The following is a 24,571-nucleotide window of genomic DNA, read 5'->3' as shown; positions in this document are numbered from 1 at the left end:
GTGCAATGGGGCTTATTTGAAGATGACGTCCATCTTGCTGGCCAGGTAGATACTGCCGCGCATGGTCAGCTTGCGGGTCAGGATCGCGGTCATGCCCTTGATGTCGCCATTCACCAGGCGCAGGTAGGTGACGTCGTCGGTCGAGAAGGTGACGCTCGGTTCGGGCACCAGGCCATCGACGACCTGCAGGCTGCCGTCGTTGACGCGCAGGCAGAAGTTGCGCCCGCCGGGGCCGCTGATCTGCCACTGGAAATCGGCTTGCAGCTTGCGGCTCGCTTCCGGCTGGAAGCGCTGGGGCATGGAGGCGATGACCTCGTCGATGGTGTTCAGGCGTGCGCTGTTCATGCTGCGAGGCTCCTTTTGTTGAGGACGATGTCGAGTTCCGTGCCGAAGCCCTGCTCCACCCACAGGTCGTGATAGGCCTCGTCGTAGATGCCGGCGGCGACGAAGTAGCGCACCATCGGCACGCACAGTTCGATGTTCAGGCGCTTGCGGTGTTCGCTGTAGAGCACCGCCTCGAGCAGCGCCTCGTGGTCCTGGAAGGCCGGATGGGCCATGCCGACGCGGTTGAAGCAGTCGACATTGGTGACGCCCTGGTCGACCAGCTGGCGCATGTAGATCGGCGTGAATTCGCGGATCGCGTGCTGGAACTCGGGGTCGGTATCGGCCAGGCCGATGATCATGTTCTGGCCCCACTTGATGTGGCGTACCTCTTCCTTCCAGTGCTCGCGCACGACCGCGCTGGCAAGCGGGTGGATGTAGTCGGCGTCGACGTCGAGCTGCTGGTAGAGGTCGGCCACCCATTCGATCAGCATCGTCATGTACACCGCCATCAGCGGGTATTCCCCGGTGCCGGCGTTGTCGTCGTAGAAGCTGCGCATGAACTCGGGCATCGGGAACACTTCGGAGCCGAAGTAGGCGATCGCCTTCTTGAACACCAGCGTGTGGATCAGCTCTTCCTTGATGAAGTGCTTCATGTACTCTTCGATGTGCGGCAGCTTCGCGAACGTCCCGCGGTTCACCACGCGCATGTAGTACTCGATGACGAGTCCTTCCAGGCCGATGAAGCCGGACCACCACGACACCGTTTCCTCCAGCGCCAGGCGGCGGATCTCGTCCTCGCTCGCCAGGTCCCAGTAGGGGGTGCCGTAGATGGAAACGCGTTCCTTCTTGCGGATCCAGGGCGTGCCGACTTCCATGTCCCAGGGGTGGTGCGCCAGCATGGTCATGCCGCCGCGCTCCGAGGTGTCGATCAGCTTCCTAGTCAGCGAGAACAGGCGCTGCTTCTTCGGTTCTGCGAATATCGCTTCCACTTGTGCTTCCATGTTCAGCATGTCCCCTTGGTTGGATCTGTTGGTTCTGTTCGTTCAGTTTGCGCAGCTTTTCGTGGCGTAGCGTCGCGGCGGTGAAGCCGAGGCACATGGCCGGCTCGTAGCCGGCGCCGTTGACCCAGGTGCCGACGAACTGGATGCCGTCGACCGGCGGGCTTTTCAGGAAGCTGACGTTGCGCTTCGGTACGGGCTTGTAGCCGAAGGACGAGCCCCCTCCGGAATTGGTGTACTTCTTGTTCGTGCGCGGGGTCGAGATGTCCATGTATTCGATGGCATCGCGCAGTTGCGGAAAATAGCGGCAGGCCCGGTTGATGACCTGCTCGGCGATCTCGCGCTTCTTTTCCTTGTAGGCCTCGCGCGGCAGGTCGAGCCAGTCGTCCTGCTGTTCGAGGATCTCGAGCTGCACCACGTAGCCGTAGGAAGCGTCGAGCGCGTGGTAGTTCGAGACCGACAGCGGCCGTCGCTGGTAGCGCAGCGGGCAGTCCGCCCCGGCCGCAGCGCCGTCGAGATAAGCTTCGTCGGCGATCAGGTAATCGGACTGCAGCATGCCGATCGCCGCCGGCGGCGCCGACAGGCCCAGGTAGACGATGAAGGCGCCCAGGCCGAATTCGAGCTTGTCGAGCTTTTTCTGGAAGTCGTCCACGGCCACGGCCGGCGGCAGCAGCTCGACGACGTGATGGGGGCAACCGGTAAACACGATGTGATCTGTCTCGAAGCGGCGCCGGCGCGTGTGCGCACCCGCCACCCGGCCGCTTGCCGTCTCGATGCCGAGCAGGCGTTCGCCCAGCAGCAGGGTGCCGCCGCGGCGTTCGAGCTCGCGCGCCAGGGTGTCGGACAGGTATTGCGAAGAACCCTTCACATAGGCTTTGCGGGTCAGCATGAAGGTGTAGGCGAAGTGCAGGAAGTACAGTGCATCGGCCTCCATCGCTTCCACGCCGAGGTTGATCGCCAGCGAACACAGCAGGGTGATCAGCTGGCGGTCGCTGAACACGGCCTTGAAGTAATCGAAAGCCGTCATGCGCGCCAGGCGGCGCGACTCGGCGAAGCTTTCCATGTCGAGCTGGTGCTCGCCCAGCGCCACCCGTGCCAGCATGTAGGTCTGGTAGCCGTAGCTGCCGACGTCGGCCATGAAGCGGGCCAGGGCCGCGCGTTCGTGCGGGAAGTGCTGGAGCAGTGCCGCGACCAGGCGTTCGCCGTCGCAGGGCAGCGCGATGCGGCGCTCGCCGATGATGAAGGTGGTCAGCTCGTCGTAGTAGTGAAAGTCGATGTGCTGCATCAGGCCCGCGCGCTCGAGCGCGTCCTGCAAATTCCCGCGCGGACCGAAGCCGGTGATCTTGTGCAGGCTGCAGTCGAAGACGAACTTGCGCTTGCGATCGAAATTGGTCGCGTAGCCGCCCGGCTTGGTGTGCTTTTCGACGACGGCGACGCGCCGCCCGTGGGCGGCGGCGACGTTGGCGTAGACCAGGCCGGTGAGGCCCGCGCCCACCACCAGCTCATCGACCTTGAGGCGTTCCTCGGACATGGACGCTGTCAGGCAGGCTGCGCCACTTGCGCCGCCGTTCCCGCTTTGGCGTCGATCAGTTCCTGCACGATCGCGGCGATGGCGCCGATGCTGACCAGTTCCTCATAGCGTGCCGGCGGAATCTTGATCTGGTATTTCTTCTCGAGGTTGACCGTCACTTCCAGGCCGGCGAGGGAATCGACGTCGTGGTCGTGCAGCGAGTCGGTCAGGCCGATCTCGGTGTCCTCATCGAGTTCGGCGGCTTCGATGATCAGGTTGCGGATGGTGGTGTGCAGGTCTAGCATGTGGCTTCTCTCAATGAAAGTGAATCAAGGTGAATTAACACGCGACGATGCCGTCGACGTTCCATACCTGGGCAAGGAAGCCCCAGCCGATCCCGGCGCCGGCCAGCACGATGGTGTCACCCGGCGCGATGCGTCCCTGCTCCAGCGCCATCCACAGGTTGTGCGGCACCGCCACCGACACCATCACGCCGGTGTCGCGGGTACTGATCAGGTATTTGTCCTCGCCGATGCCGATGCCGCTCGCCCAGCTGTAGACGAGGATCGGCGAAGGCTGGTGGAAGACGAAGAAATCGATGTCGGCCGGCGTCAGCGCCGTCCTGGCGAGCGCGCGTGCCACGGCTTTCGGTACGTTTTCGGGGACGAATTCCTGCAGCTCGGCCTGGCCGTTGTCCGACAGCGTGAAGTAGGGCTTGACCGGCCCCTCCTTGCGGGTATCGCCTTCCTCGTGGCGGAAGCGGCCAGTCGCAACCTCGTAGTGATCGGCGTTGGAGAACTGGTCGACGGCGATCAGGTCGGCCACGTCGCCTTCGCCCCCACGCGTGAGCAGGGCGGCGGCGCAGCCGTCGGCAAAGATCGTGCAGCTGTGCGAGGTGAAGTCGAGCATTTGCGACACGTATTCGCTGCACACCACCAGCACGCGCTCGGCCCGGCCGCTGCGGATGTAGCTGGCGCCGATGTTCATGTTCAGCATGAAGCTGGCGCATTCGACCTGGGTGTCGAAGGCCAGCGCGCGGGTGACGCCCAGGCGCTCGCGCAGCACGCGCGACAGGCGCGGATGCATGCGCACGCCCGCGTGCGGCAGCACCCCGGCGCTGTCGCTCAGGGTCGGCGCCGACGACGAGCAGATCAGCATGTCGATGTCGTCCGGGCGCAAGCCCATCGTGGCCAGGATGCGCTGGCAGGCGCGTTCGGCGGCCAGCAGCTCGCTCTCGTCGTTGGCGGCGCTGAAGTGGCCACGCTCCTCGATGCCCCAGAAGCGCCACCAGCGCGCCGGCGTTTCCGGCAGGCGTGCGAACACGGGGGAATCGTTGCGGATGCGCTCGCGCGGCATCTCGCAGGTAATGGCGGCAATCTTGACGCGGTGCTCCATCATGCGCTCCTCCCGTAACTCACGGTGACGGCATCGGCGGCGGGGCCGAAGGGGTCGAAACTGAGCAGGGTGAGTTCACCCGCGGCGCCCTCCGCCAGCAGCGGCGCCAGGCCGAGGGCGCTGTCGAAGGGGCCGCTACCGCTGCCGTCCATCTGCCAGTGCTCGACGAGATGGCGGGCGCCGTCCCACGCTTGCCCGTGGAGTTCGGCCACGCAGGCGCGCGCCGCCTCGGCGTAACGGGCGCCAATGTCGGGCGGCGGGGCGAAGCGCACCTGCGTGGTCTGGTCGCCGGCGTGGCGAATCGTCTCGTTGAGCATCAACATCAGCGGTTTGACCCCGTCGAGCGTGCGGCTGCACCAGCGGCTGGTGCCGGTGGGCTCGCACAGCAGCGCCATGGCACCATCGGGAACGGCAAAGCCGGACACGGGATCGGGCCGCACACCGTGGCCGCATTCGGCACGGGCGAACAGCACGCGCCGGTAGCCCTGCTGGAAGGCGAAGATGTCGGCCAGGTGCAGGGCCTTGGCCACGCTGGCGTCCATCAGGTCGAACACGTAGGCGTGCTCGGCACCCGGGGCCTTTTGCAGCGAGTGGCCGATGCGCGGGCCGATGATGCAGGGGTCGACCGCCGGTGGTCGGGCGAGACGGAGATGGTGACGATCATGTCGATGTCGGTAGCGGCCAGGCCGGCACCGGCCAGCGTCGCCTGGGCCGCAGGCAGCAGCGCGTCGATCGCCATGTCGATTTCGGCCGGCATCTGCACGGCGCAGTTCAGGATACGCATCAGGCGTGTGCCTCCTCGCCGAGCAGGGCCGCGGCCCGGGCGATCAATTCGTGTTTCACGAGCTTGCCGTTGTCGTTGCGCGGCATCGCGTCGAGGTGGACGATCCGGCGTGGCAGGTGGTGCGATTCGAAGCTGCCGCGCAGCCACAGGTCGATGCCGTCCTTGTCGAGCGCCTGGCCGCCCGGCTGCAGCGTGATGAACAGGGTCGGCTTGGCGCCATCGTGCTCGCGGGTGGAGGGAACGAGCACCGCTTCGGCCACGTCGGGGAAGCGGTCGCATAGCGCCCGTTCGACCGAAATCGGCACCACCCAGCGTCCGTTGACCTTGAACTTGTCGTCCTCGCGTCCCTGGTAGGTATAGCTGCCGTCTTCGTTGAGCAGGAACAGGTCGCCGGTGCGGTAGGTGCCGCCGGCAAAGGCCGCGTCGCCATGGCGCGGGCTGTTCCAGTAGCCGGGGCTCACGCCGGGGCCGCTCACCACGAGCACGCCGGATCCGCCGGCGTCGGTCACGGCTTGGCCCTCTTCGCCCAGCAGCGCGCAGCGATAGCCCGGCAGCGGCAGGCCGGTGACGCCGGGGCGGGCCCGGCCCGGCGCGTTGGCAAGGAATACATGGCCCACCTCGGTGGCGCCGATACCGTCGCAGATCTCCACGCCGCGCTCCTGCCAGGCCCGGAATTCGGCGGCGGGCAGCGAGGCGCCGGCCGAGAAGGCGATGCGCACGCAGGATGCCAGCACGGCGGCATCGGCGCGCAGGGCGCGGTACATCGCGGGCACGGCCATGAAGACGGTGGGACGGTAGCGCGCCAGGTTGGCGGCGACAGCGCGCGGGTCGGGCCAGCGCTCGTCGAGTACCGCGCTGGCGCCGCTGAACAGGGGGAAGAACAGGCTGTTGCCCATGCCGTAGCCGAAAAACATCTTGGGTACGGAGTACAGGCGGTCTTCGCTTCGCAGCTTTAAATGCGCGCCGGCGAAACTCTGGCAAAACCCGAGCGTCGTCGCCCGCGTGTGGATCACGCCCTTCGGCGTTCCGGTGGAGCCGGAGGTGTACTGCAGATAGCAGAGGCTATCCGCTGCGGATAAGTGGAAATCATTCCAGCGTTCGGACCCGCCCATCAGGAAAATGTCGAGATCCTGGTCCTGGTCGAGATAATTACTGGTACTGCGCATATATAAGACAGGCTGGGGAATCAATTCCCCAAGCATATTTTGGACGGTTTCATAACGCTCTTCATGCCCAATGAATATGCTGGCCTGGCAATCGACACATATCGCCCGTAATTGGCCGGCCGACAAACGTGGATTGACCATGACCGGGACGGCACCGAGCGCGATGCACGCCAGGAATAGCGCGGATAATACCGGCGAATCGTTCAATGCGATGACGACGAATTGACCGGCTTGTACGCGCTCCTCCAGCAAACTGGCATAACGCAGCACTTGTTTCTTGAAAGCACCATGCGTGACGATCTCGTTGCCGTAGTAATACAGCGGTGCGTCGGGCACGATATTTCGCTCAAGCAATTCACGTGCAAGATTATCTGGTGACATTTGCTTCCTAGGAATCAGGTAACAGCACAGGTAACAGCAGCGGAGACGGTCCGTTCGGCCGCGGCCTCAACCACTTGACGGCACCATTCCATGACGCGTGGCTCGGTCAGGTGCCCCTCCGATTCCACGTCGAGCGCCAGCCCGACGAAGCGTCCTTCCCTCTGGCAGAGCGCCTTGCTGCTCTCGAAGCTGTAGCCGGCGGCCGGCCAGCTGCCGACGATGCGCGCACCCAGTCCGCTCAAATGCGCATGCAGCATTCCCATGCCGTCGAGGTAAGTCTCGCTGTAGCCGTACTGGTCGCCCAGCCCGAACAGGGCCACCAGGCGATTCGAAAAATCAATCCGGGACAACTCCTGCCAGCGGTCCTCCCAGTCCCCCTGCAGGTTGCCGCCATCCCAGGTCGGGATGCCGAAGACCAGCAAGTCATAGGCATCGGCGCCGGCCAGGCCGGTACGGGCAAGGTCGTATTTGTCGACCTGATGCATGCCGAGATAGCGGGCAATCAAATCGGCTACCTCCTCCGTATTACCGGAGGTGGAACCGAAATAAATAGCGGTTTTCATTATCAGCGCCATCCCCCGTGCATATTCATGCGACCTGATTATTCTATCGGCATGGATTACCCGTTTTGATTATTCCGTACATTCCGAGCAATCCTAAAGGCCGCTCATTAAACCCAAGAAATACTGCAGAGTCAACGTTTACAAAAAATAAATTTATCGATTGACGAGGGATGGAATGCTGCGTATCTTTCTGCGGAATTTGCCTGGTCGAATGAATGCACAATAATAAGGATAATTACTTATGAGCAATTCGTTTATTAGCGGGATCGGATTATGTTTGCCGCATAATGTGATGAATAACGCTGCGATGGAGCAGCGCATGAATACGACCGAGGCATTCATTCTGGAACGAACCGGCGTGATCACGCGCAGGCATGTTTCTCCCGGTGAAACGACGCGCGATTTGATGGTGCCGGCTGTGCAGCGCGCGCTGGCGAGCGCCGGCATCGGGGCCGACGAGGTCGGCTTCTTGATCGTCAACACCCTCTCGCCCGACCACCACGATCCCTCGCAGGCTTGCCTGATCCAGGCGGAGCTCGGCCTCGGGCACACGCCGGCGGTCGACATCCGCGCCCAGTGCAGCGGTTTCCTGTACGGCCTGCGCCTGGCGCACGGCCTGCTCCAGGGCGGGCAATACCGCAACGTGGTGGTGGTCTGCGGCGAGGTGCTGTCCAAGCGCATGGACTGCTCCGATGCGGGGCGCAACCTCGCCATCCTGCTCGGCGACGGCGCCGCGGCGGCCGTGGTCCAGGGCGGTGCCGCGCTTGACCGCGGCATCATCGACCTCGAACTCGGCGCCGACGGCCATTACTTCGACCTCCTGATGACCGCCGCCCCCGGTACCGCCGGCGAACGTTTCCTGAGCCCGGCCGACATCGACGCCGGCCGCACCGAATTCGTCATGCGCGGACGGCCCATGTTCGAGCATGCGAGCGGCACCCTGGTACGCATCGCCCGCGCGATGCTGGCGCGCCATCGCCTGGGCATCCGCGACATCGACCACGTGATCTGCCACCAGCCCAACCTGCGCATCCTCGACGAAGTGCAGCTGCGCCTCGAAATCCCGGCCGAAAAGCTGCACCTGACGGTCGACCAGCTGGGCAACATGGCCTCGGCCTCGATGCCCGCGACGCTGGCCATGAACTGGGACCGCATCGCATCCGGCGAACTGGTGCTGATGCTCACCTATGGCTCCGGTGCGACCTGGGGCGCAGCCCTCTACCGCAAGCCATGAGCGCCACGCTGCTGCGTGGGCCCGGCCGCATCGACGACGACCTGTACCTGCTGGGCGACAGCGAAGTACCGGTGTTCCTGCTACGTACCGGCCCCGCCGCCTGGGCCCGGTGGAAGGCGGCGTCAGTGCCGCCGCCCCGATCGTGTGGGAGCAGCTGCTCGCCATCGTCGGCGACCCGGCGCACGTGCGCCACTGGCTCGTCACCCACATGCACTACGACCACTGCGCCCTGTTGCCCTGGCTGGTACCGCGCCTGCCGCGGGTACGCATCCTCGCGTCCAGCGCCAGCGCCGCCGGATGGGGCAGTCCGCGCGCGCAAGCTTTCATCGACAGCATGAATGCGCGCATCGGTCCGGCGCCGGCCGGCTGGACGCGCGCACCACGGGGAGACGCTGCCGGTGACGCCCGTGGCGGCCGGCGAGCTGCTGGTGCTGGGACCGGAACATGCGCTGCGCGCGATCGCCGCGCCTGGCCACGCCGACGATCAGATCGTGTTTCACGACAAACGCCGTGCGCGCCTGTTCGCCTCGGATGCGCTGGGCGAACGCAACGAGGCCAGCGGCGCATGGCACCCGCTCGTGTTCGATGATTATTCCCGCTACCGGGCACCCTGGCGACACTGGGCGCCCTGCCGCTGCGTCAGCTGATCCCCGGGCACGGCGGCATGCTCACCGGTGCCGCCGCCACGAACGGCGTCGCCGACGCGTTGCGAGCCTGCCGGCGCCTCGAAGAACGCATTCACGCGCACATCGGTCACCTCGAGCAAGCGCATCCCGAGCATCGCGCCCGGCTCGACCTGCTCGCCCGCGCCCTGCACCGCGAATGGGCGCCGCAATCGGAAGGTTTCGTTCCCGCCGACCTGCACCTGGCCAGCATGCGCCGGATGGCCGGCCTGATCGCGGCGGCCTCTTCTTCAACCTCCTGGAGTCAAGCATGTTCGTAGATTTGAGAAACAAACTGGTGCTGGTCACCGGCGGCACCCGCGGCATCGGCCATGGCGTGGTGCGCCGCCTGGCCGACTGCGGCGCGCGCGTGGCGTTTACTTACCAGAACGAAGCGGCTATCGCCGACGCCATGGTGGCCGAATTGCGCGGCGCCGACCGCCAGGTGAGCGCCTACCGCGCCGACATCAGCGACCCCGACGCCGCCAGTGCACTGGTCGAACAGATCGAATCCACGCAGGGACCGATTTTCGCCCTGGTCAACAACGCCGGCATCACCCGCGATAAAAGTTTTCTGACCATGCCGCTGGCCGACTGGGACCGTGTCATCGACGTCAACCTGAACGGCAGCGCCTACATGGCGCGCTTTGTTCTCGAGCGCATGATCCGCCGCAGCGAGGGCAAGCTGGTCAACATGTCCTCGGTCTCGGGCCTGCGCGCGTCTCCGGGCCAGGCCAACTACGCCGCCAGCAAGGCGGCCCTGCTGGCGCTGACGGCGACGCTGGCGGCCGAAGTGGCCCGCTTCGGCATCCAGGTCAATGCCGTCGCGCCCGGATTCATCGACACCGACATGGTCGGCGCGATGCCGGAAGCGGCGCGCGAGAAGCTGCACAAACGGATTCCGCTGCGGCGCATGGGCCGCGTCGACGAAGTCGCCGACGCCGTCTTGTACCTGCTGTCGCAGCACGCCGATTACATCACCGGCCAGACCCTCGTCATCGACGGCGGCATGAGCGCATAAGGAGACTTCCAATGGCAAATAAACGAGTCGTCATCACCGGCCTGGGCGTGGTTTCCCCGGTCGGATCGAGCACCGAGGCATTCTGGAACGCGCTGACCGGCAGTGTCAGCGGCGTGGACAGGCTGACCCGCCTGCCCAACGCCCTGTATCCGCGCGACCTGGCGGCGGAAATCAAGGACTGGGAAGACTTGCCGGAAGCGCAGGACGCGAGCCTGGGCGAGTATGGCCAGGCGGTCGGGTATGCGCTGGCGGCGGCGCGCATGGCGCTGGGCGACGCCGGCCTGGGTGCGGTGCTCGCCGACGGCAACGATTGCTCGGTCCTGATCGGTACCACGATGGGCAACCAGGATCTCGTGGAACAGGTCATCGACCGTCACGACCTGAACGAAGCATCCGTGCTGACGCCGGAAGAGGGCAAAGGACTGGCCAACTTCGGCGCTTCGCTCCTCTCCACCGTGGTGGCCCGGCGCTTCGGTTGCCAGGGCGGCGCGATGACCTTCGTGAACGCCTGCGCGGCCGGCAACTACGCCGTCGGCAGCGGCTTCGCACGCATCCGCAGCGGCCAGGAAAGCATGGCCCCGGGTGGGTGGCGCCGACCCGTTCAGCCGCGCCTGCTACACGATTTTCCACCGTTTGAGCGCCTCGGCCTCGACCGCCTGCCGTCCCTTCGACCAGCGGCGCGAAGGCATGGTGGTGGGCGAAGGCGCGGCCATGCTGGTGCTGGAAGAATACGAACACGCCCTCGCTAGAGGCGCCCACATCTACGCCGAAGTCACCGGCTATGCGCTGACCTGCGATGCCTACCATGCCACCGCACCGCATCCGGAAGGGCGCGGCGCGGTCGCCGCCATGGGCCGCGCGCTGCAGCTGGCCGGCTTGAGCCCGGACGACATCGACTATGTCAGCGCGCACGGTACCGGTACCGCCGCCAACGACCAGTCCGAAGCGGTCGCCATGCACCGCGTGTTCGGCGAGCGCCTCGCCAGCCTGCCGGTCAGTTCGATCAAGTCGAGCCTGGGCCATTGCATGGGCGCGGCCAGCGCCTTCGAAGCGGTGGCCTGCGCGCTGGCCCTGCACCACCGGGTGGCCCCGCCGACCATCAACACGACCGAGATCGACAGCGCCTTCCCCGTCAGGCTCGACGTCGTGCCCGGCCGCGCGCGCGCGCCGCCGATGCGCCATGTGATGAGCAACGCCTTCGCCTTCGGCGGCAATGTCGCCACCGTGCTGTTCAGCCGATTCGAACCCGCCCACCCATAACCACACAGAGCGAGACCACGATGGAATTTGCGATTGCAAACAGCCGCTACACGCTGGCGGCCGATACCAGCAGCCCGGCACTGCTGCCAGGCCTGGCGGAGCGCCACGCCGCGCTGCAGGCGCCGCTGGCGGACTACGACAGCGAACGCCGCCTCGGCCGCAAGATCCGTTACCTGAGCGACGCCACCCGCCTGTTCGGCGGCGCCGCGGTGGCCGTGCTCGACGAGGCGCGCCTGGCGCAGCTGCTCTCCTCGGCACCGGAGCGCATCGGCGTCTACACCTGCGAGGAAACCGTCAACCTGCGCGACGACTACCAGTTCGACCTGTGCATCAAGGTGCACGGTCCGGACGAGGCCAGCCCGCTGCTGGCGCCGAATACCCTGGCCAATGTGGTGGGCAGCCATTTCGCCAGCTATATCGGCATCACGGGGCCGAATTGCACCATCGCCGCCGGCCAGAGCGGCGGCATGCATGCGCTGCAAACAGCCCTGCACGGCCTGGTGGAAGGGGCGATCGACTGCGCGCTCGTCGGCGGGGTCGAGGTGGCGTCGGACTATCACCGGGCCGCGTTTGCCGTCCAGCGCGAGGTGGCGGTGGTGCACGCGCTGGTTCCCGCCCCGGTCGATGCGGGCCTTGTGTTCTACGCGCCGCGCATCCGCATGAAGGCCGCTGCCGGCGCGCTCGAGCTGGCGCAGGCGCTGAAGGCAGAGGCGCAGGCGCGCTTCGGCACGCCCGCGCTCGACGCGGTGATCCTCGCCTGCGGCAGCGCCCTGCTCGACATGGATGCCCTGTGCAGCGCCATCGGCGGGCTCGGTGTGAGCAACAGCCTGCTGCCGGGCGAGCGCCTGTACGGCTATGGCGAATCCTGCGGCACGCTGCTGGCCCCAGGACTGGCGCGCGAAGTGCTGTGGGGCGATGCCGACCTGGTGCGCACGCACATCCTCGGCAGCCAGCCGCCGGTCCTGCGCCGGCTCGGCATCGTTTCGCTCGACGAACAGGGGCAGTTCGGCGCGCTGGTGATGGAGCGCCGCGCATGAGCGCACACCTCGCCCTGCAATCGGGGAACGCCGACCCGGTCGACGTGCGCCGCATCGATGTGAAAAGCCTGATTCCGCACCGCGAGCCCTTCCTGCTGGTCGACGCCCTGGGTGCCTACCTGCCAGGCGAATCGCTCGACGCGGTGAAAGCCGTCTCGCGTGCCGAGCCCTGGTTCCAGGGGCACTTTCCGGATTTCCCGGTCATGCCCGGGGTGCTCGTAACGGAAGCGCTGGCGCAGACCTGCGCCATGTTCATGGCGCTGGAAGCGCGCCGGGCGGCTTCGCCACCCGACCCGGACGACATCTACATCCTGCTGCGCACGGAAGTGCGCAATACCCGCCCGGTGTTTCCCGGCACGCTGCTGCAACTGCGCGTGGACGTCGACGAGCGCCTGGGAGAATTCGTCCACTTCAAGGTCCTGGCCAGCCAGGGCGGCAAGAGCTGCGTACGCGGCAGGCTTACGGTAGGCAAGGCATCGAAGAGCAAGCTGGAACAGTAGCCCTGCCCGGCGCCTTCGGTGAGCGAACCCGATAACACCAACACACTTCATCCAAGCTTGGGACAGAAAAATGAACAAACCACTCGATTTTCCGTGCCGCGACACCCTGCTGGCCGCGCAACTGAACGCCTACCTGCACTCGCATGGCGCCGAGGCGCGCGCCCTCCTCGGCCTGCCGGCAACAAGCGGCCTGCGGGTCGAACTCGATGAGGGCGCCGGTCCGATCGCCTGCGTCCAGGCCGACGGCGACGCCAGCCTGCGCATGCAGAGCGCCGACGCTCTGAAAATCCTCGCCTACAGCCACAGCTTCCAGTGGGCGAACGGGATCGTCATCGTTCCCACGCTGACCAAGCTGGTGGAAAGCGGCGCCTTCCGCGACCTGGCACCGGGCGAAACCCGCTCCATGCTGGCCTTTGCCCGCAGCCAGAAGGCCGACCCGAGCGCAACCCGGGCACGCTGTGGGGCGCCTTCAACCTGCTGGCGCTGCAAGGCTGGCTGCGCTGCGAAGGCGGCGACCGGACCATGCGCTATTCGCTGACCCCGGCCGGCGCCTGCGCGGTCGGTATCGTCGAAGCCCACCTGGCCACCTTCAAGCGCCTGGCCGCGGCCACCGCCGTGCTGCAGCATTGCCACGCACTGTGCCACCGCCGCCTGATCGATCCGGAAGCGCTGGCCACCTATGTGGCGCTGGTCGACGAGAGCGCGCAGGGCTGGGGCCTGGGCGAGAACCAGGACGACACCGCCCTCGCCCGCCGCGTACGCACCCAGCTCGTCACGGCCATGGACGGCCTGCTGGCCGGACCGACCTGGATCGCGCTCGACATGCCCGTGTTCGAACAAAAGAACAACAAGCGCACGGCCGTGGCGCCGTCGATCTTCGGCGCCGTCGGCAACGAGCGCACCTGGATCGCCCTGGCCCCGGGCAGCGCCAACACCGATCCGGTCTTCCCGGCGGCAGCCTGGCGCCTGCTGGCGCGCCTCGGCCAGGTGGAATTCAACCCCGGCGCTACCTGCGTGCGCCTGACCGAGCGCGGCGACGTGTACCGCCCGATCGCGGCGCCCTTCGCCGCCCTGCCCGCCTCTTACCTGCGCTCGTACGCGCGCCTGCAGGACCTGCTGTTCGGCGACCCCGACCCGCTCGGCATCGACCAGGACACCCATATCGACCGGGTGATGAACATCTACGCCTCCAGCGGTGCCGGTTCGGGCCCGGCCTCGCGCGAGATTTCGCAGAAGATCATCCACCGCATCTTCGACGAGACGCCGCTCGACCAGCAGCCCGCCGGCCTTGCCGACATGGGCTGCGGCGACGGCACGGCACTCAAGCGCCTGGCCGACTACGTCATCGGGCACACGGCGCGCGGCCGCCATCTGGCTACCCACCCGCTGCTGGTGATCGGCGCCGACTACAACGAATCGGCGCGCAGCCGCGCGCGCGAAACCCCTGTCGGCCTTCGACGGGCACGAGGGCGTGCAGACGCGCGTGCTGCACGCCGACATCTCCGACCCGGCCAAATACGACGAGGCGGTGCGCGACAGCGGCCTGCGGATGCGCGGCGCCGACGGCAGCCTGCGCGCGCCCGGCCTGCGCGACTTCGTCCACACCTTCATGTTCCTGGTCCATAACCGGCGTTTGCAGATCCGCAGCGACGCCGATGCAGAGCGCGTGCTGCAGGCCCACCTGGACAGCGCCAACCGTGCCTTGCTGGCCGATGTCGCCGCCACCTTCTACGGCGCGGCGCTGCCGGCAGGCGAATGGACGCTCGCCACGCTCAAGAATGCCTTCCGCGTGGCCTATTCGGACGCGCAGGGACTGGTGCCCGGCTTCGTCGCCGCGGCCGACCTGGTCGACTTCATGGGACGCTGGAAGCCCTTCATCGAGCACGGCTTCCTGACGGTCGAGGCCCACAGCCCCTGGGCCGAAAACCTGATCGAGGAGACGCCGCAGGACGACGCGGCCTGGATGAAAGTGGAGAAGCTGCCGCATCCCTTCAACTGGGGCATGCACTTCCTGTCGCGCCAGTTCATGATGCCGTATAACGAGTTCCGCCTGGCGCTGGCACTGGCGGGCTTCACGCCGAGCGGCGCCGTGCACGGGCGCATCCATCCGGAAGGCTTCCCCGGGCTCGATACCCTGAACGCCTACCGCTTCTTCAATATCGCCAACTACGTTCCCGTCCAGGCATAGGGCCACAATGGCACACGAACAGGTCGATGTCCTCATCAACGGCGGCGGCATCGCCGGTGCCACCCTGGCTTACCTGCTGGGACGCCAGGGGCGGCGCGTGCTGCTGGTCGAGCATGCCGACCGCGGGCGCATGCTCAGCGGCGCCGACCTGCTCAAGCCGGCCGGCATCCGCGTCATCGAGAACATGGGTTTGCTGGACGAGGTGGCCGCCATCGGCGGACGCCGGCGCGAGCTGCTGCGCGTCTTCCACGACCGCGAACCCCTGTGCACGGTGGACTACCGCGCCAACGACGAACTGGGCTACTTCATCCTGATTCCCTGCGAGCGCCTGCGCAACCTGGTGCTGGAACAGATGACGCGTTTCGAAAGCATCGAATGCCTGTTCAATACCCGCATCGCCAGCGTGGCATCGCGTGCCGACGGCGGGGTCGCCACCGTCACGCTCGATAACGGGCACACGGTCGCCCCCACGGTGATGGTGGGCGCCGACGGTTTCGCGTCTTATACGAGGAGGCTGCTGGCGATCACCACCGAACGCACCGTCTACCCGGCGCCGATGTGCTTCGGGACGACGCGGCTGGTGCCCAGCGTGGAGGAGTGCAACCGGCTGTATGTCGACTCCCGCCACGGCCTGGCCTATTTTTATCCGGTCAGCGCCAGCGAGGGCCGGGTGGTGGTCAGTTTTCCGAAAGAAGAAATGCGCGAGCTGATGGCCGACCGCAGCGGCGCCCTGCTGCGCGCACGCCTGCGGCATTTCGTCGGCGAGGCCAGCGCCGACGCGGTGGACGAAGTGACGGACACCGGCATCTTCAAAGGGATTCCGATCGGGCGCATCAACCTCGACACCTACCATCGGCACAACGTGGCAATGCTGGGCGACGCGATCCACAACGTGCACCCGATCACCGGCCAGGGCATGAACCTGGCGATCGAAGACGCGGGGGAACTGGCGCAGCAGCTCGGGCTTGCGCTGTCGGGCATGCTGCCGCTGACCGAGGCGCTGGACGCCTACCAGCGCCGCCGCCATGGGGTCAACGAAGCGGTGGTGACCTATGGCCACTCGCTCGTGTCCAGCTTCGCCGACAAGGCCAGCTTCGCCGCCTGTTTCAATGGGGCCTTGCAGGGCAGCAGCCGACAGAGCGCGCATTTGCGGCCGGTGGCGGTGGCTTAGGCCGCCCTACGTCGTTCGATCATTCGCCCTTGATCTGCAAGGCACGCTCATATAAAGCGTTCTTCTTGCGCCCCGTGATCTGCGCCGCCAGGTTGGCCGCCTGCTTGACGCTGCATTCGGTCAGCAGGATCTGCAGGATCCGTTCGGCCTCGATATCCTGGGCGTCGGTCTCGAGCGTCGCGCCCTCGACCAGCACGACGAATTCACCGCGTTCGCGGTGCTGGTCGGACCTGACCCAGGCCAGCGCCTCCTGCAACTGGCAGCGATGCACTTCCTCGAACATCTTGGTCAGCTCGCGCGCAAAGACGACCTGGCGGGTCGGCTCGAACACGCTCGACAGCCCCTCGACGCAGTCGACGATGCGGTGCGGCGCTTCATAGATCACCAGGGTGGCGGGTTCCCGTACCAGTTCCAGCAGGGCCGCTTCGCGCTGCTTCGACTTCGCCGGCAGGAAGCCGACGAAGTTGAAACGGTCGTTGACCAGGCCGGACGCGGACAACGCCGCCACCGAGGCCGAGGCGCCCGGCAGCGGGATCACGCGCAGGCCGGCCGCGCGCACGGCGTCGACGATGCGCGCGCCCGGATCGGACACGGCCGGGGTGCCGGCATCGGACACCAGCGCCACCCGTTCGCCGGCGCGCAGGCGCGCGACCAGCTTGTCGGCCACCTCGCGCTCGTTGTGCTGGTGCGCCGCCACCATCTGCTTGTTCAAGCCGTAACGGGTGAGCAGGGCGCCGGTTTTACGCGTATCCTCGCAAGCAACCACGTCGGCCAGGGCCAGCAGGTGCAGCGCACGCAGCGTGATGTCGGTAGCATTGCCAATCGGCGTCGCCACGACGTACAGTGTTGCTGTAGGATAAGACTGCTGGGCTGCCTCGGCCATCACAGGGAGCTTGGCGATATCGATGGGCTGATGGGAAGACTGATTCTCGGTCATGTTGAGGATGCGATGCGTATAAAAATACTAAACGGCCTGTTGGCCACCGCCGTGTTCGGCCTGATTGCCGGCTGCGGCAATACACCTTTGCCCCCCGATCGGGGTTGCGGCGTACCGGGCGGATTGTGCGCGCCCGCTGTGCCAAACACAAGTGCGGTACGTCCACCGCCGCCCGCCGAGCCGGAGCGCTCGGAAACGGTGACGTCTCCCGTGGAACTCTACCCCGACGAAGGGAATGGTCCGCAGGCGAGCGCCCGCAGCGGCAACGGCGCGCGCGTTGCGCTGCTGTTGCCCTTGCAGTCTCCCGCGCTGGGCCGCGCCGCCGATGCGGTGCGCGCCGGTTTTTGCCGGCCATGAGCGCGACCGCGCCGGCATCGAAGTCAACATCGTCGCCAGCGGCGATTCGCCCGAGTCCACGCTGGCCGCCTATGCGCGCGCGGTGGCCGACAACGACATCGTCGTCGGCCCGCTGGCCCGCCCGAATGTCGCCGCGGTGGCCGGTAGCCAGTATGTGACCAAGCCGACGCTGGCGCTGACCCACCCCAGCTCGACCGGCCCTTGCCGGCGCAGATGCTGGTGGTCGGCCTGTCGCTGGAAGACGAAGCGCGCCAGGTGGCCGACTGGGCCGCGGCGGAACACCCCGGTGGCCGCGCCCCGGTGCTGGGCGGCAGCGCGGCGTGGCAGCAGCGCGTGGCCGGCGCCTTCGCGGCGCGCTGGAACCGGCTCGGCCGCACCAATCTGAGCGTGGAGTTGCCCGTGAACGAGGGCTATGTCGACGGCAATGCGCTGGCCGCGCTGCGTGCGCGCCTGGAAAGCGAGCGTCCCGAACTCGTGTTCGCCGCGCTCGATGCCGGCGGGCTGCGCCAGGTACGCAGCGCGCTGGGCACTTCCCTGCCGACCTATGGCGTCTCGGCCGCCAACCCGGGCCGCGAACCGGGGCTGGCGGTACCCGAACTGGACGGCGTGCGCCTGCTCGACCTGCCCTGGACCATCCAGCCGGACCACCCGAGCGTGATGGTGTATCCACGCCCGGTCGACCTCGAGTCGCTCGACATGCAGCGCCTGTACGCGCTCGGCATCGACGCTTTCCGGCTTGCGCGCGAACTGGTGCAGCGCCCCGGCAGCAATTTCGAGCTCGACGGCGTGACCGGGCGCCTGAGCGTGCGCATGAACAATGGCGCCTGGTCGCTGCGGCGCGACGAGGCCACGGCCGTGTACCGCGACGGTATCGGCTACGAGCCGGTGGCGGCCGGGAGATGACATGTGGCCGCCGCGCCTCTCGCCGAAGCAGGCCCAGGGCCGCGAGTGGGAACAGGCGGCGCTGCGCCACCTCGAGCGCGCCGGCCTGCGCCCGGTGGAAGTCAATTTCAGCTGCAAGGGCGGGGAAATCGACCTCGTCATGCGCGACGGCGCCACCCCGGTCTTTGTCGAGGTGCGCCAGCGCGCCGACCGCCGCCATGGTGGCGCGGCCGCCAGCATCACCCCGGCCAAGATCCGGCGCCTGGTGCGCGCCGCCCAGGTATATCTGCAACGCCTGCCTGTGACGCCGCCCTGCCGTTTCGACGTCGTTGCCATCGATGGCGACCAGCTGGAGTGGCTGCAGAACGTGATCGAAGCGTGAGCGCGACGAACCGTACGCGGCCCCGTACGAAACACCAGTACACCGTTGAAATGTAAGCAATTCTTAAAACGCTTTGCCGTCCCGGCTTGCCACTGCACTATAATCTTCGGCTATGAACACTCAACGCATCCTCGCTCACTTCCAGGAGAGCGCCGACCTCAAACTGAAGTCGGCAGCAAGCCTGACGCTCCCTATTTCGCAGGCGATCGAACTCATGTTCGGCGCCCTGTCCAACGGCAACAAGATCCTGGCATGCGGGAATGGCGGTTCCGCCGCCGACTGCCAGCACTTCGCGGCCGAATTGGTCGGCCGGTTCGAGCGCGAGCGCTTTCCGCTGCCCGCCATCGCCCTGACCACCGATACCTCGATCCTGACCGCGGTCGCCAACGACTACAGTTACAAGGAAATCTTCTCGAAGCAGGTGCAGGCCTTCGGCCAGGCCGGCGACATCCTGCTGGCGATCTCGACCTCGGGCAATTCGGGCAACGTGCTCGCCGCCGTCGAAGCCGCGCTCGAGCGCGAAATGCGCATCGTCGCCTTTACCGGCAAGGACGGGGGCGCGCTGGCGAAATTGCTGACCGACGCCGACGTGCACATCAACGTGGCGCATAGCCGTACCGCGCGCATCCAGGAAGTGCATCTGGTGGCAATTCACGCTATTTGCGACGGCATCGACGTCGCGCTATTCGGAGGAGACGAGAATGAATGAACGCGGCCTGAACAGCCCTTTGGCGAAAGCCGTCCTGTGCGCAGCCCTGCTGGGCTCGCTCCAGGGCTGCGTGCCGCTGGTCATCGGTGGCGCCGCCATGGGTGCGGCCGCCACCATGGACCGCCGCACGCTGGGCGCGCAGACCGAGGACAAGGCGATCACCGTCAAGGCCGAGATGCAGGTGCCGAAACTGGTCGGTTCGGCCGGCCACGTCAACATCGCCAGCTATAACCGCAAAGTCTTGCTCACCGGTGAAGTGCGCGACGAGGCGATGAAAGCCGCCGTCGAGCAGGAAGTGCGCAAGATCGAGAACGTGGTGAACGTCATCAACGAGCTGGCCATTTCCGGCCCGTCGAGCTATACCTCGCGCTCCTCGGACGCCATCATCACCGGCAACGTCAAGGCCAGCCTGGTCGAAATGAAGACCATCTCGGCCACCTCGTTCAAGGTCGTCACCGAGCGCGGCACCGTCTACCTGATGGGCCGCGTGACCCAGCGCGAAGGCGACCTCGGCGCGAACATCGCCAAGAGCGTCTCCGGCGTCCAGCGCGTGGTCAAGATCTTCGAGTACCTCACCGAAGAGGAACTGCGGGCCCAGTATCCGAAGACCTCCTCGGTCGCCCTGTAATCCTGCGCTGACCTCATGACCGCTCGCACCACCCGCTCATGGATCCGGCCCGCCGCCATCGGCGCGCTCGTGCTCGCGCTGGCGGGCGGCGGTTATGCCGCGTTCTTCTCCACACCCAAGGCGCCGGACGTCACCTTCATCTCGATTGCCGGCGACAAGATCAGCACGCCGGCCTTGCGCGGCAAGGTGGTGATGGTCAATTTCTGGGCAACCTCGTGCACGACCTGCGTGCGCGAGATGCCGGCGATGGTCGACACGTATAACAAGTTCAAGGGGCAGGGCCTGGAATTCGTCGCCGTGGCGATGCAGTACGATCCGCCCAACTACGTCCTCAATTTCACGGAAACGCGCAAGCTGCCCTTCATTGTCGCGTTGGACGCTGGCGGCGACCTGGCAAAAGCCTTCGGCGACGTCACCCTGACACCGACCACCTTCGTGATCGGCAAGGACGGTAGCATCCTCAAACGCTATGTCGGCGAACCGGATTTCGCCGAAGTCCATGCGCTGCTGCGCCAGGCGCTGGCTGCCGGCTGAAACAGCGTGCGGCTGCCCTCTACTGTCGTGTCCGCCTTGCCGTGATGCCGATCTGTCATTAAACTGGCTCGCAGGCCCGGCTGTATAGGCGCGAGCGCCACAGCACGCCTGACTTAACGCAAGCCTGCGGCGCCGGAATCGGCCAAGCTTGATGCGTTCGCTGAGCGCGAGCCTGCGTTCATGCTCGCCAAGGAGATAGGATGGGTCACTCAATTCGCAGGATAACCGTCGTTGCCGCGCTGCTCGGCCTGGCAGCGTGCGCCGGGCCGCGCCCGCAGCCGCTGGCTGTCCTGCAATACCAGCATGTGGCCAATGCACACGAGATCCGCTTTACCAATCCGATCCCGCTGTCGGCGGCCCTGTACCGTGTCGGCCACCTGTCGCCGGTGGATGCGCACGGCTTCTGGGCCATTTTCGTGCTGTGCAACGTCGACGTCACCGAGCACGCGCGGCGCGGCTTCCACTACAACGTCAACAATTTCCGCGTCAGCTATGAAGGCCGCGAATACGGCGGCCTGCCCCCGTACACACTGCGTTACCAGGGCCAGGCCGAGCTGAACACGCGCGGCGACGCCACGCCCCTCCTCGACGCGATTGCCGCCGAAATCCAGGAAGGCCCGCCCGAGCAGATTTTCCAGAGCGGTTTCTATCCCGACCTGAACTACCGTTTCGCCGTGTTCGTGCCGAAAACCCCGGCCAATTACGCGGGCGAGCAATTGACCCTGACTTACAAAGGCCAGCCGGCCATCCTCGTCGGCAACGGCAAGGCGCCATCCGATTTACCCGCCGTGGGCGGCACCGCCGCCGGCATGGCGGCGGCCTGCGTGCCGCCGCAACCTTAAGATCGCCCCGCCAGCACCGTTACGTCGAAACGCTTAAGCGGCGTTTTTCGGATACAGGATCATCTGGGTGCAGCGGAACAGGGCGATCGTCTTGCCATTCGTTTCGTCCGTGACCGTCACATCCCACACGTGGGTGGTGCGGCCCAGGTGGGCGGGCGTGGCCACGCAGGCGATCGCACCGGCGCGCGCAGTGCCCAGGTGGTTCGATTTCAGCTCGATCGTGGTAAAGCTGTGCGCCCCTTCCGGCAGGTGGGCGATGCAGGCATAGCCGGCGGCGGTGTCGGCCAGCGTCACCACGCTGCCGGCGTGCAGGTAGCCATTCGGCGCCAGCAGGTGCGGCTGGATCGGCAGGCGCGCACCGACACGGCCTTCGGCAACTTCCGTGATCTCGATGCCGAGGTGGGCAGGCAGCGTGCCCTGGCCGAAGCGGTTCAGGCTTTCGGGCGTATATTTATTGTCCATATGGTATTCCCAACTGTAGAATCAGGCATCCTACACCGGGCGCCGCCAGCGCGTGCAAGACGCCCCACGCCAGGGGCAACGCGGCGCAGCACACAGGGACACCATGGAACGAGACTTTCTGCAATTTCCCGACGACGAAAACGGCAACGTCCTGTGGAACATGCGACACGACGGCGACGACCTGGCAAAGGCGCGCGAGGTCGACTTTTCGGTCATCTTCCCGGAAGAGAAAGATGCGCTACGCTTTGCGAACTACCTGCTGCGCGAAGGCCAGAAGGTCTCGTTCTCGCGCTACGACAAGCCGGGCTTTCCCTGGCAGGTGCAGGCGCACCCGGTCATCGTTCCCACCCACGCCAACGTCACCGCTTACGAACGCCTGCTGGCGCGCGATGCTACCGAGCTCGGCGGGCAGAACGACGGCTGGGGTTGCTTCGCGCAATAGCCGCAGCCTGGTGTCCAGCCGCCCCGGTGCTTGCATGGTGTGAACGCGTGGGCGGCGCTGGAGCAGCGGGAATGCCTGGCGTCGGGTGGAGCCGGCCACCCTACGCGCGCCGCTTCGGCTTGCCCCCGCCACTGCCGGCATGACGCTTGCGCGTGGCCGCGTTTTGCTGCTGCAGCAGGGAATCGACGCGCTCGGCCGCCTCGCGCGCCAGTTTCTGCGCTTCTTCGATGCTCGGGAAAAAGTCGGGCTGGCGGTAGCCAAGCCAGGCGTAGGCCGAATACATGCGGCAGGTGTCTTCCACCTCCTGCAAATTCATCCAGAACAATTCCTGCGAATGGGGCGTCAGCTTGCAGACCTTTTTCTTCGCCAGCGACAGGGCCCAGTGCTCCCAGGCGCTTTGCAGCATCGGCACCCGGCTTGATATCGGTACCAGCGACAGCATGAATTTCTCGGCCACCGACAGGTCCAGGGTATCGAGCCATTCGGCGCGCTCGTTCTGGTCTTCCGTGATGCGCGGATAGAAGAAGCCGTCCGGCACGTCGATGTTGTGCACGAACCGTTTTAACAGTTTCACCAGCGAGGTTTCGTGGGTGACCGATGAAATCCGGTGCAACTGCTCGAGCGATGGCGCGACCGCGAAGCCGCTGGACGGCACCGGCGGGATCTTTTCCTTCATCAGGGCGCGCATCACTTCATGGGTGTCGTCGTCGTAACCGGCAACGAAACCTTCCTCGTGCACGCCGTAGCGGCCGGCGCGGCCGGCAATCTGCTTGGCCAGCGCCGCCGAAATCTCTTCTTCCTCGACACCGTTGTATTTCACGGCCGTCGTCATGACGATGCGCGCGATCGGCATGTTCAGGCCCATGGCCAGCGCGTCGGTGCCGACCACGATGTCGGCCTTTCCTTCCCGGAAGCGCTCGGCCTGGGCACGCCGCACTTCCGGCGACAGGTTGCCGTAGACGGTGGCGACCGATAGCCCCTTTTCCGTGATCATGTCGCGCCACATCAGGACGTCGCGCCGCGAAAAGGCGATGACGGCATCGCCACGGCGCAAATTGGTCAGTTTGCGTACGGGCGACGGTTCCATCGCCAGCGGTGCCATGCGTTTCAGCACATGCACCTCCAGCGGCACTTCCAGGCGCTCGGCCAGGGCCTCGATGGCACGCCGCGCTTCCGGTGCGCCAACGAGGTAGACGGTCGACGCCGGCGCGCCGCAGACGGCGGCGGTCCAGGCGGCGCCGCGGTCGCGGTCGGCCAGCATCTGGATTTCGTCGATGACGGCGACTTCGATCGGCGTTTTACTGTCGAGCATCTCGACGGTGCTGGCGACGTGGGTGCTGCCCTCGGCGATGCGGCGTTCTTCGCCGGTAATCAGGCTGACCTTGAGTTCCTCGCCATGCGGACGCGCCGCCAATAAACGTTCGTAGTTTTCCAGCGCCAGCAGGCGCAATGGCGCCAGGTAGGCGCCGCTCTGCGCTTTCGCCAGCGCTTCCATCGCGCGGTGGGTCTTGCCGGAATTGGTCGGGCCGAGCAGGGCGATGAACTTGCGCTGCATGCGGCTGGCGACTTCGAAGGATTGCGGGTACTCGGCCAGGTTGATGCTTTCCTTGGTGCGGGCGGCGTGGCGCTCTTCCTGCTCGCGCTCGATCGCGTGTTCGACGCGCTGGCGGATACGCTCGAACACGTAGTCGGCCGGCTCCGAGGTTTCCAGTTCGTCCAGCACACCCAGGAAGAGGCGCGGATCGAAGCCGGCATCGTCGGCCTGCTCGGCGATGTCGCGCACGAATTCCTCGGCGTCCATGTGCAGCTCGGCCAGCGCCTTGTCGCCGGTGCGTTCCTCGATCAATTCGCGCCGGGCAATCAAATCCATCTTGCGCCATTTACTTGGCTTGGCCAGCACGCCGCGCGCCGGTACCAGCGCATAAGGTACGCGCAAGCCTTCGTAGCGCACTTCTCCGGAAAAACGCAGGAACACGCGCCCTTCCATCTTGACCAGCTCGATGCCGCGCTCGGCCAGGCCGAGCTCGCGTCCGAGGAAGGCGTCGTCGTCGCCCGTGTCGTTCTCGTCAGTTTCGTAGCGGGAATTACTCATGTGTCATTGAAGGTGATGTCTGCTTGCTATCACTATAGCGCGGACGGGATATTGCTCTCGTTCCGCAAGGTGTGGATGGGGCGTCGCAATCAAAACGGCCTCCCTGTCGT

The 24,571-nt window shown here is 66.2% G+C and carries 29 protein-coding genes and 2 pseudogenes; 19 read left to right on the top strand and 12 right to left on the bottom strand.

Annotated elements, in window-relative coordinates:
- Window positions 1–12: 12 nt before the first annotated feature.
- Genes G4G31_RS04295 through G4G31_RS04255 form a run of 9 tightly spaced genes read right to left on the bottom strand, consistent with a single transcriptional unit; the run spans window position 13 to window position 7,133 of the window.
- A complete protein-coding gene (locus G4G31_RS04295) occupies window positions 13–345 on the bottom strand; it encodes an SCP2 sterol-binding domain-containing protein (protein WP_182990446.1) in 333 nt (110 codons plus the stop codon).
- Entirely contained in the window at window positions 342–1,313 is a 972-nt protein-coding gene (locus tag G4G31_RS04290) for a diiron oxygenase (RefSeq protein ID WP_182990445.1), read from the bottom strand. Before G4G31_RS04290 ends, G4G31_RS04295 begins: the two co-directional genes overlap by 4 nt.
- The gene (locus tag G4G31_RS04285; protein WP_182990444.1) at window positions 1,261–2,853 is read right to left on the bottom strand and encodes an NAD(P)/FAD-dependent oxidoreductase; all 1,593 of its coding nucleotides are present in this window, start codon (window positions 2,851–2,853) and stop codon (window positions 1,261–1,263) included. The genes G4G31_RS04290 and G4G31_RS04285 overlap by 53 nt, the downstream gene beginning before the upstream one ends.
- An 8-nt stretch (window positions 2,854–2,861) precedes the next feature.
- A complete protein-coding gene (locus tag G4G31_RS04280; protein ID WP_182990443.1) occupies window positions 2,862–3,137 on the bottom strand; it encodes an acyl carrier protein in 276 nt (91 codons plus the stop codon).
- A 34-nt stretch (window positions 3,138–3,171) separates the two neighbouring features.
- Window positions 3,172–4,230, bottom strand: coding sequence for a 3-oxoacyl-ACP synthase III family protein (locus G4G31_RS04275; RefSeq protein WP_182990442.1), 1,059 nt, complete (start codon window positions 4,228–4,230; stop codon window positions 3,172–3,174).
- Window positions 4,227–4,781, bottom strand: a complete 555-nt coding sequence (locus G4G31_RS04270) for a hypothetical protein (protein ID WP_182990441.1) — start codon at window positions 4,779–4,781, stop codon at window positions 4,227–4,229. The genes G4G31_RS04275 and G4G31_RS04270 overlap by 4 nt, the downstream gene beginning before the upstream one ends.
- The gene (locus G4G31_RS04265; RefSeq protein WP_182990440.1) at window positions 4,769–5,011 is read right to left on the bottom strand and encodes a hypothetical protein; all 243 of its coding nucleotides are present in this window, start codon (window positions 5,009–5,011) and stop codon (window positions 4,769–4,771) included. Before G4G31_RS04265 ends, G4G31_RS04270 begins: the two co-directional genes overlap by 13 nt.
- Entirely contained in the window at window positions 5,011–6,558 is a 1,548-nt protein-coding gene (locus G4G31_RS04260; protein WP_229425345.1) for an AMP-binding protein, read from the bottom strand. The genes G4G31_RS04265 and G4G31_RS04260 overlap by 1 nt, the downstream gene beginning before the upstream one ends.
- 14 nt (window positions 6,559–6,572) lie before the next feature.
- A complete protein-coding gene (locus G4G31_RS04255) occupies window positions 6,573–7,133 on the bottom strand; it encodes a flavodoxin (RefSeq protein WP_202033867.1) in 561 nt (186 codons plus the stop codon).
- Window positions 7,134–7,362: 229 nt separating this feature from the next.
- On the opposite strand from G4G31_RS04255, the gene G4G31_RS04250 reads away from it, so the two are divergent.
- The 11 genes and pseudogenes from G4G31_RS04250 (at window position 7,363) to G4G31_RS04215 (ending at window position 16,194) form a co-directional block, all read left to right on the top strand.
- Window positions 7,363–8,355: a beta-ketoacyl-ACP synthase 3 gene (locus G4G31_RS04250; protein WP_182990437.1), complete on the top strand. Its 993-nt coding sequence runs from the start codon at window positions 7,363–7,365 to the stop codon at window positions 8,353–8,355.
- Window positions 8,309–8,635: pseudogene (locus G4G31_RS28845) on the top strand (MBL fold metallo-hydrolase); the annotation flags it as partial. The gene G4G31_RS04250 and the pseudogene G4G31_RS28845, both read left to right, overlap by 47 nt.
- A gap of 58 nt (window positions 8,636–8,693) precedes the next feature.
- Window positions 8,694–9,002, top strand: a complete 309-nt coding sequence (locus G4G31_RS25160; RefSeq protein ID WP_229425709.1) for a hypothetical protein — start codon at window positions 8,694–8,696, stop codon at window positions 9,000–9,002.
- A gap of 17 nt (window positions 9,003–9,019) precedes the next feature.
- Window positions 9,020–9,298, top strand: a complete 279-nt coding sequence (locus tag G4G31_RS25155) for a hypothetical protein (RefSeq protein ID WP_229425344.1) — start codon at window positions 9,020–9,022, stop codon at window positions 9,296–9,298.
- On the top strand, window positions 9,289–10,038 hold the full coding sequence (gene fabG, locus G4G31_RS04240; protein WP_182990436.1) for a 3-oxoacyl-ACP reductase FabG: 750 nt from the start codon (window positions 9,289–9,291) through the stop codon (window positions 10,036–10,038). The genes G4G31_RS25155 and fabG overlap by 10 nt, the downstream gene beginning before the upstream one ends.
- Window positions 10,039–10,049: 11 nt before the next feature.
- Window positions 10,050–10,787 carry a beta-ketoacyl synthase N-terminal-like domain-containing protein gene (locus G4G31_RS25150; protein ID WP_229425343.1) on the top strand — a complete coding sequence of 246 codons (738 nt, stop codon included), beginning with the start codon at window positions 10,050–10,052 and terminating at the stop codon, window positions 10,785–10,787.
- Window positions 10,672–11,298: a beta-ketoacyl synthase gene (locus G4G31_RS04235; RefSeq protein ID WP_374011273.1), complete on the top strand. Its 627-nt coding sequence runs from the start codon at window positions 10,672–10,674 to the stop codon at window positions 11,296–11,298. The genes G4G31_RS25150 and G4G31_RS04235 overlap by 116 nt, the downstream gene beginning before the upstream one ends.
- 20 nt (window positions 11,299–11,318) lie before the next feature.
- The gene (locus G4G31_RS04230; RefSeq protein ID WP_182990434.1) at window positions 11,319–12,335 is read left to right on the top strand and encodes a beta-ketoacyl synthase N-terminal-like domain-containing protein; all 1,017 of its coding nucleotides are present in this window, start codon (window positions 11,319–11,321) and stop codon (window positions 12,333–12,335) included.
- On the top strand, window positions 12,332–12,835 hold the full coding sequence (locus tag G4G31_RS04225) for a 3-hydroxyacyl-ACP dehydratase FabZ family protein (protein WP_182990433.1): 504 nt from the start codon (window positions 12,332–12,334) through the stop codon (window positions 12,833–12,835). Before G4G31_RS04230 ends, G4G31_RS04225 begins: the two co-directional genes overlap by 4 nt.
- A 70-nt stretch (window positions 12,836–12,905) precedes the next feature.
- Window positions 12,906–15,023: pseudogene (locus G4G31_RS28840) on the top strand (class I SAM-dependent methyltransferase).
- Between the two features lie 7 nt (window positions 15,024–15,030).
- Window positions 15,031–16,194, top strand: a complete 1,164-nt coding sequence (locus G4G31_RS04215) for an FAD-dependent monooxygenase (RefSeq protein WP_182990432.1) — start codon at window positions 15,031–15,033, stop codon at window positions 16,192–16,194.
- Window positions 16,195–16,213: 19 nt separating this feature from the next.
- Here the strand turns inward: G4G31_RS04215 and rsmI are convergent, their stop codons facing one another.
- Window positions 16,214–17,131: a 16S rRNA (cytidine(1402)-2'-O)-methyltransferase gene (gene rsmI, locus G4G31_RS04210; protein ID WP_182990431.1), complete on the bottom strand. Its 918-nt coding sequence runs from the start codon at window positions 17,129–17,131 to the stop codon at window positions 16,214–16,216.
- On the opposite strand from rsmI, the gene G4G31_RS25130 reads away from it, so the two are divergent.
- The 7 genes from G4G31_RS25130 (at window position 17,108) to G4G31_RS04180 (ending at window position 21,465) form a co-directional block, all read left to right on the top strand.
- Entirely contained in the window at window positions 17,108–17,488 is a 381-nt protein-coding gene (locus tag G4G31_RS25130) for a hypothetical protein (protein WP_229425338.1), read from the top strand. The genes rsmI and G4G31_RS25130 overlap by 24 nt on opposite strands.
- 201 nt (window positions 17,489–17,689) lie before the next feature.
- Window positions 17,690–18,391, top strand: coding sequence for a penicillin-binding protein activator (locus G4G31_RS25125; protein ID WP_229425337.1), 702 nt, complete (start codon window positions 17,690–17,692; stop codon window positions 18,389–18,391).
- A gap of 1 nt (window position 18,392) precedes the next feature.
- The gene (locus G4G31_RS04200) at window positions 18,393–18,752 is read left to right on the top strand and encodes a YraN family protein (RefSeq protein WP_182990430.1); all 360 of its coding nucleotides are present in this window, start codon (window positions 18,393–18,395) and stop codon (window positions 18,750–18,752) included.
- Between the two features lie 112 nt (window positions 18,753–18,864).
- Window positions 18,865–19,461, top strand: a complete 597-nt coding sequence (locus G4G31_RS04195) for a phosphoheptose isomerase (protein WP_182990429.1) — start codon at window positions 18,865–18,867, stop codon at window positions 19,459–19,461.
- The gene (locus G4G31_RS04190; RefSeq protein ID WP_182990428.1) at window positions 19,454–20,089 is read left to right on the top strand and encodes a BON domain-containing protein; all 636 of its coding nucleotides are present in this window, start codon (window positions 19,454–19,456) and stop codon (window positions 20,087–20,089) included. The genes G4G31_RS04195 and G4G31_RS04190 overlap by 8 nt, the downstream gene beginning before the upstream one ends.
- Before the next feature lie 15 nt (window positions 20,090–20,104).
- Window positions 20,105–20,623, top strand: a complete 519-nt coding sequence (locus tag G4G31_RS04185) for a peroxiredoxin (protein ID WP_182990427.1) — start codon at window positions 20,105–20,107, stop codon at window positions 20,621–20,623.
- A gap of 200 nt (window positions 20,624–20,823) precedes the next feature.
- A complete protein-coding gene (locus G4G31_RS04180; RefSeq protein ID WP_182990426.1) occupies window positions 20,824–21,465 on the top strand; it encodes a hypothetical protein in 642 nt (213 codons plus the stop codon).
- A gap of 33 nt (window positions 21,466–21,498) precedes the next feature.
- Here G4G31_RS04180 and G4G31_RS04175 read toward each other — a convergent pair whose 3' ends face one another.
- A complete protein-coding gene (locus tag G4G31_RS04175) occupies window positions 21,499–21,927 on the bottom strand; it encodes a PaaI family thioesterase (protein WP_182990425.1) in 429 nt (142 codons plus the stop codon).
- A gap of 103 nt (window positions 21,928–22,030) precedes the next feature.
- On the opposite strand from G4G31_RS04175, the gene G4G31_RS04170 reads away from it, so the two are divergent.
- Window positions 22,031–22,369: a ribonuclease E inhibitor RraB gene (locus G4G31_RS04170; protein ID WP_182990424.1), complete on the top strand. Its 339-nt coding sequence runs from the start codon at window positions 22,031–22,033 to the stop codon at window positions 22,367–22,369.
- A gap of 100 nt (window positions 22,370–22,469) precedes the next feature.
- On the opposite strand, the gene G4G31_RS04165 is transcribed toward G4G31_RS04170, so the two are convergent.
- On the bottom strand, window positions 22,470–24,461 hold the full coding sequence (locus G4G31_RS04165; protein WP_182990423.1) for a helicase-related protein: 1,992 nt from the start codon (window positions 24,459–24,461) through the stop codon (window positions 22,470–22,472).
- Between the last annotated feature and the right edge of the window lie 110 nt (window positions 24,462–24,571).

Origin of the sequence: Massilia sp. Se16.2.3, from assembly GCF_014171595.1 — a bacterium.
GTDB lineage: Bacteria > Pseudomonadota > Gammaproteobacteria > Burkholderiales > Burkholderiaceae_D > Telluria.
Note: the sequence above shows the minus strand (reverse complement) of the source record. Positions and strands in the feature narration are given on the sequence as shown.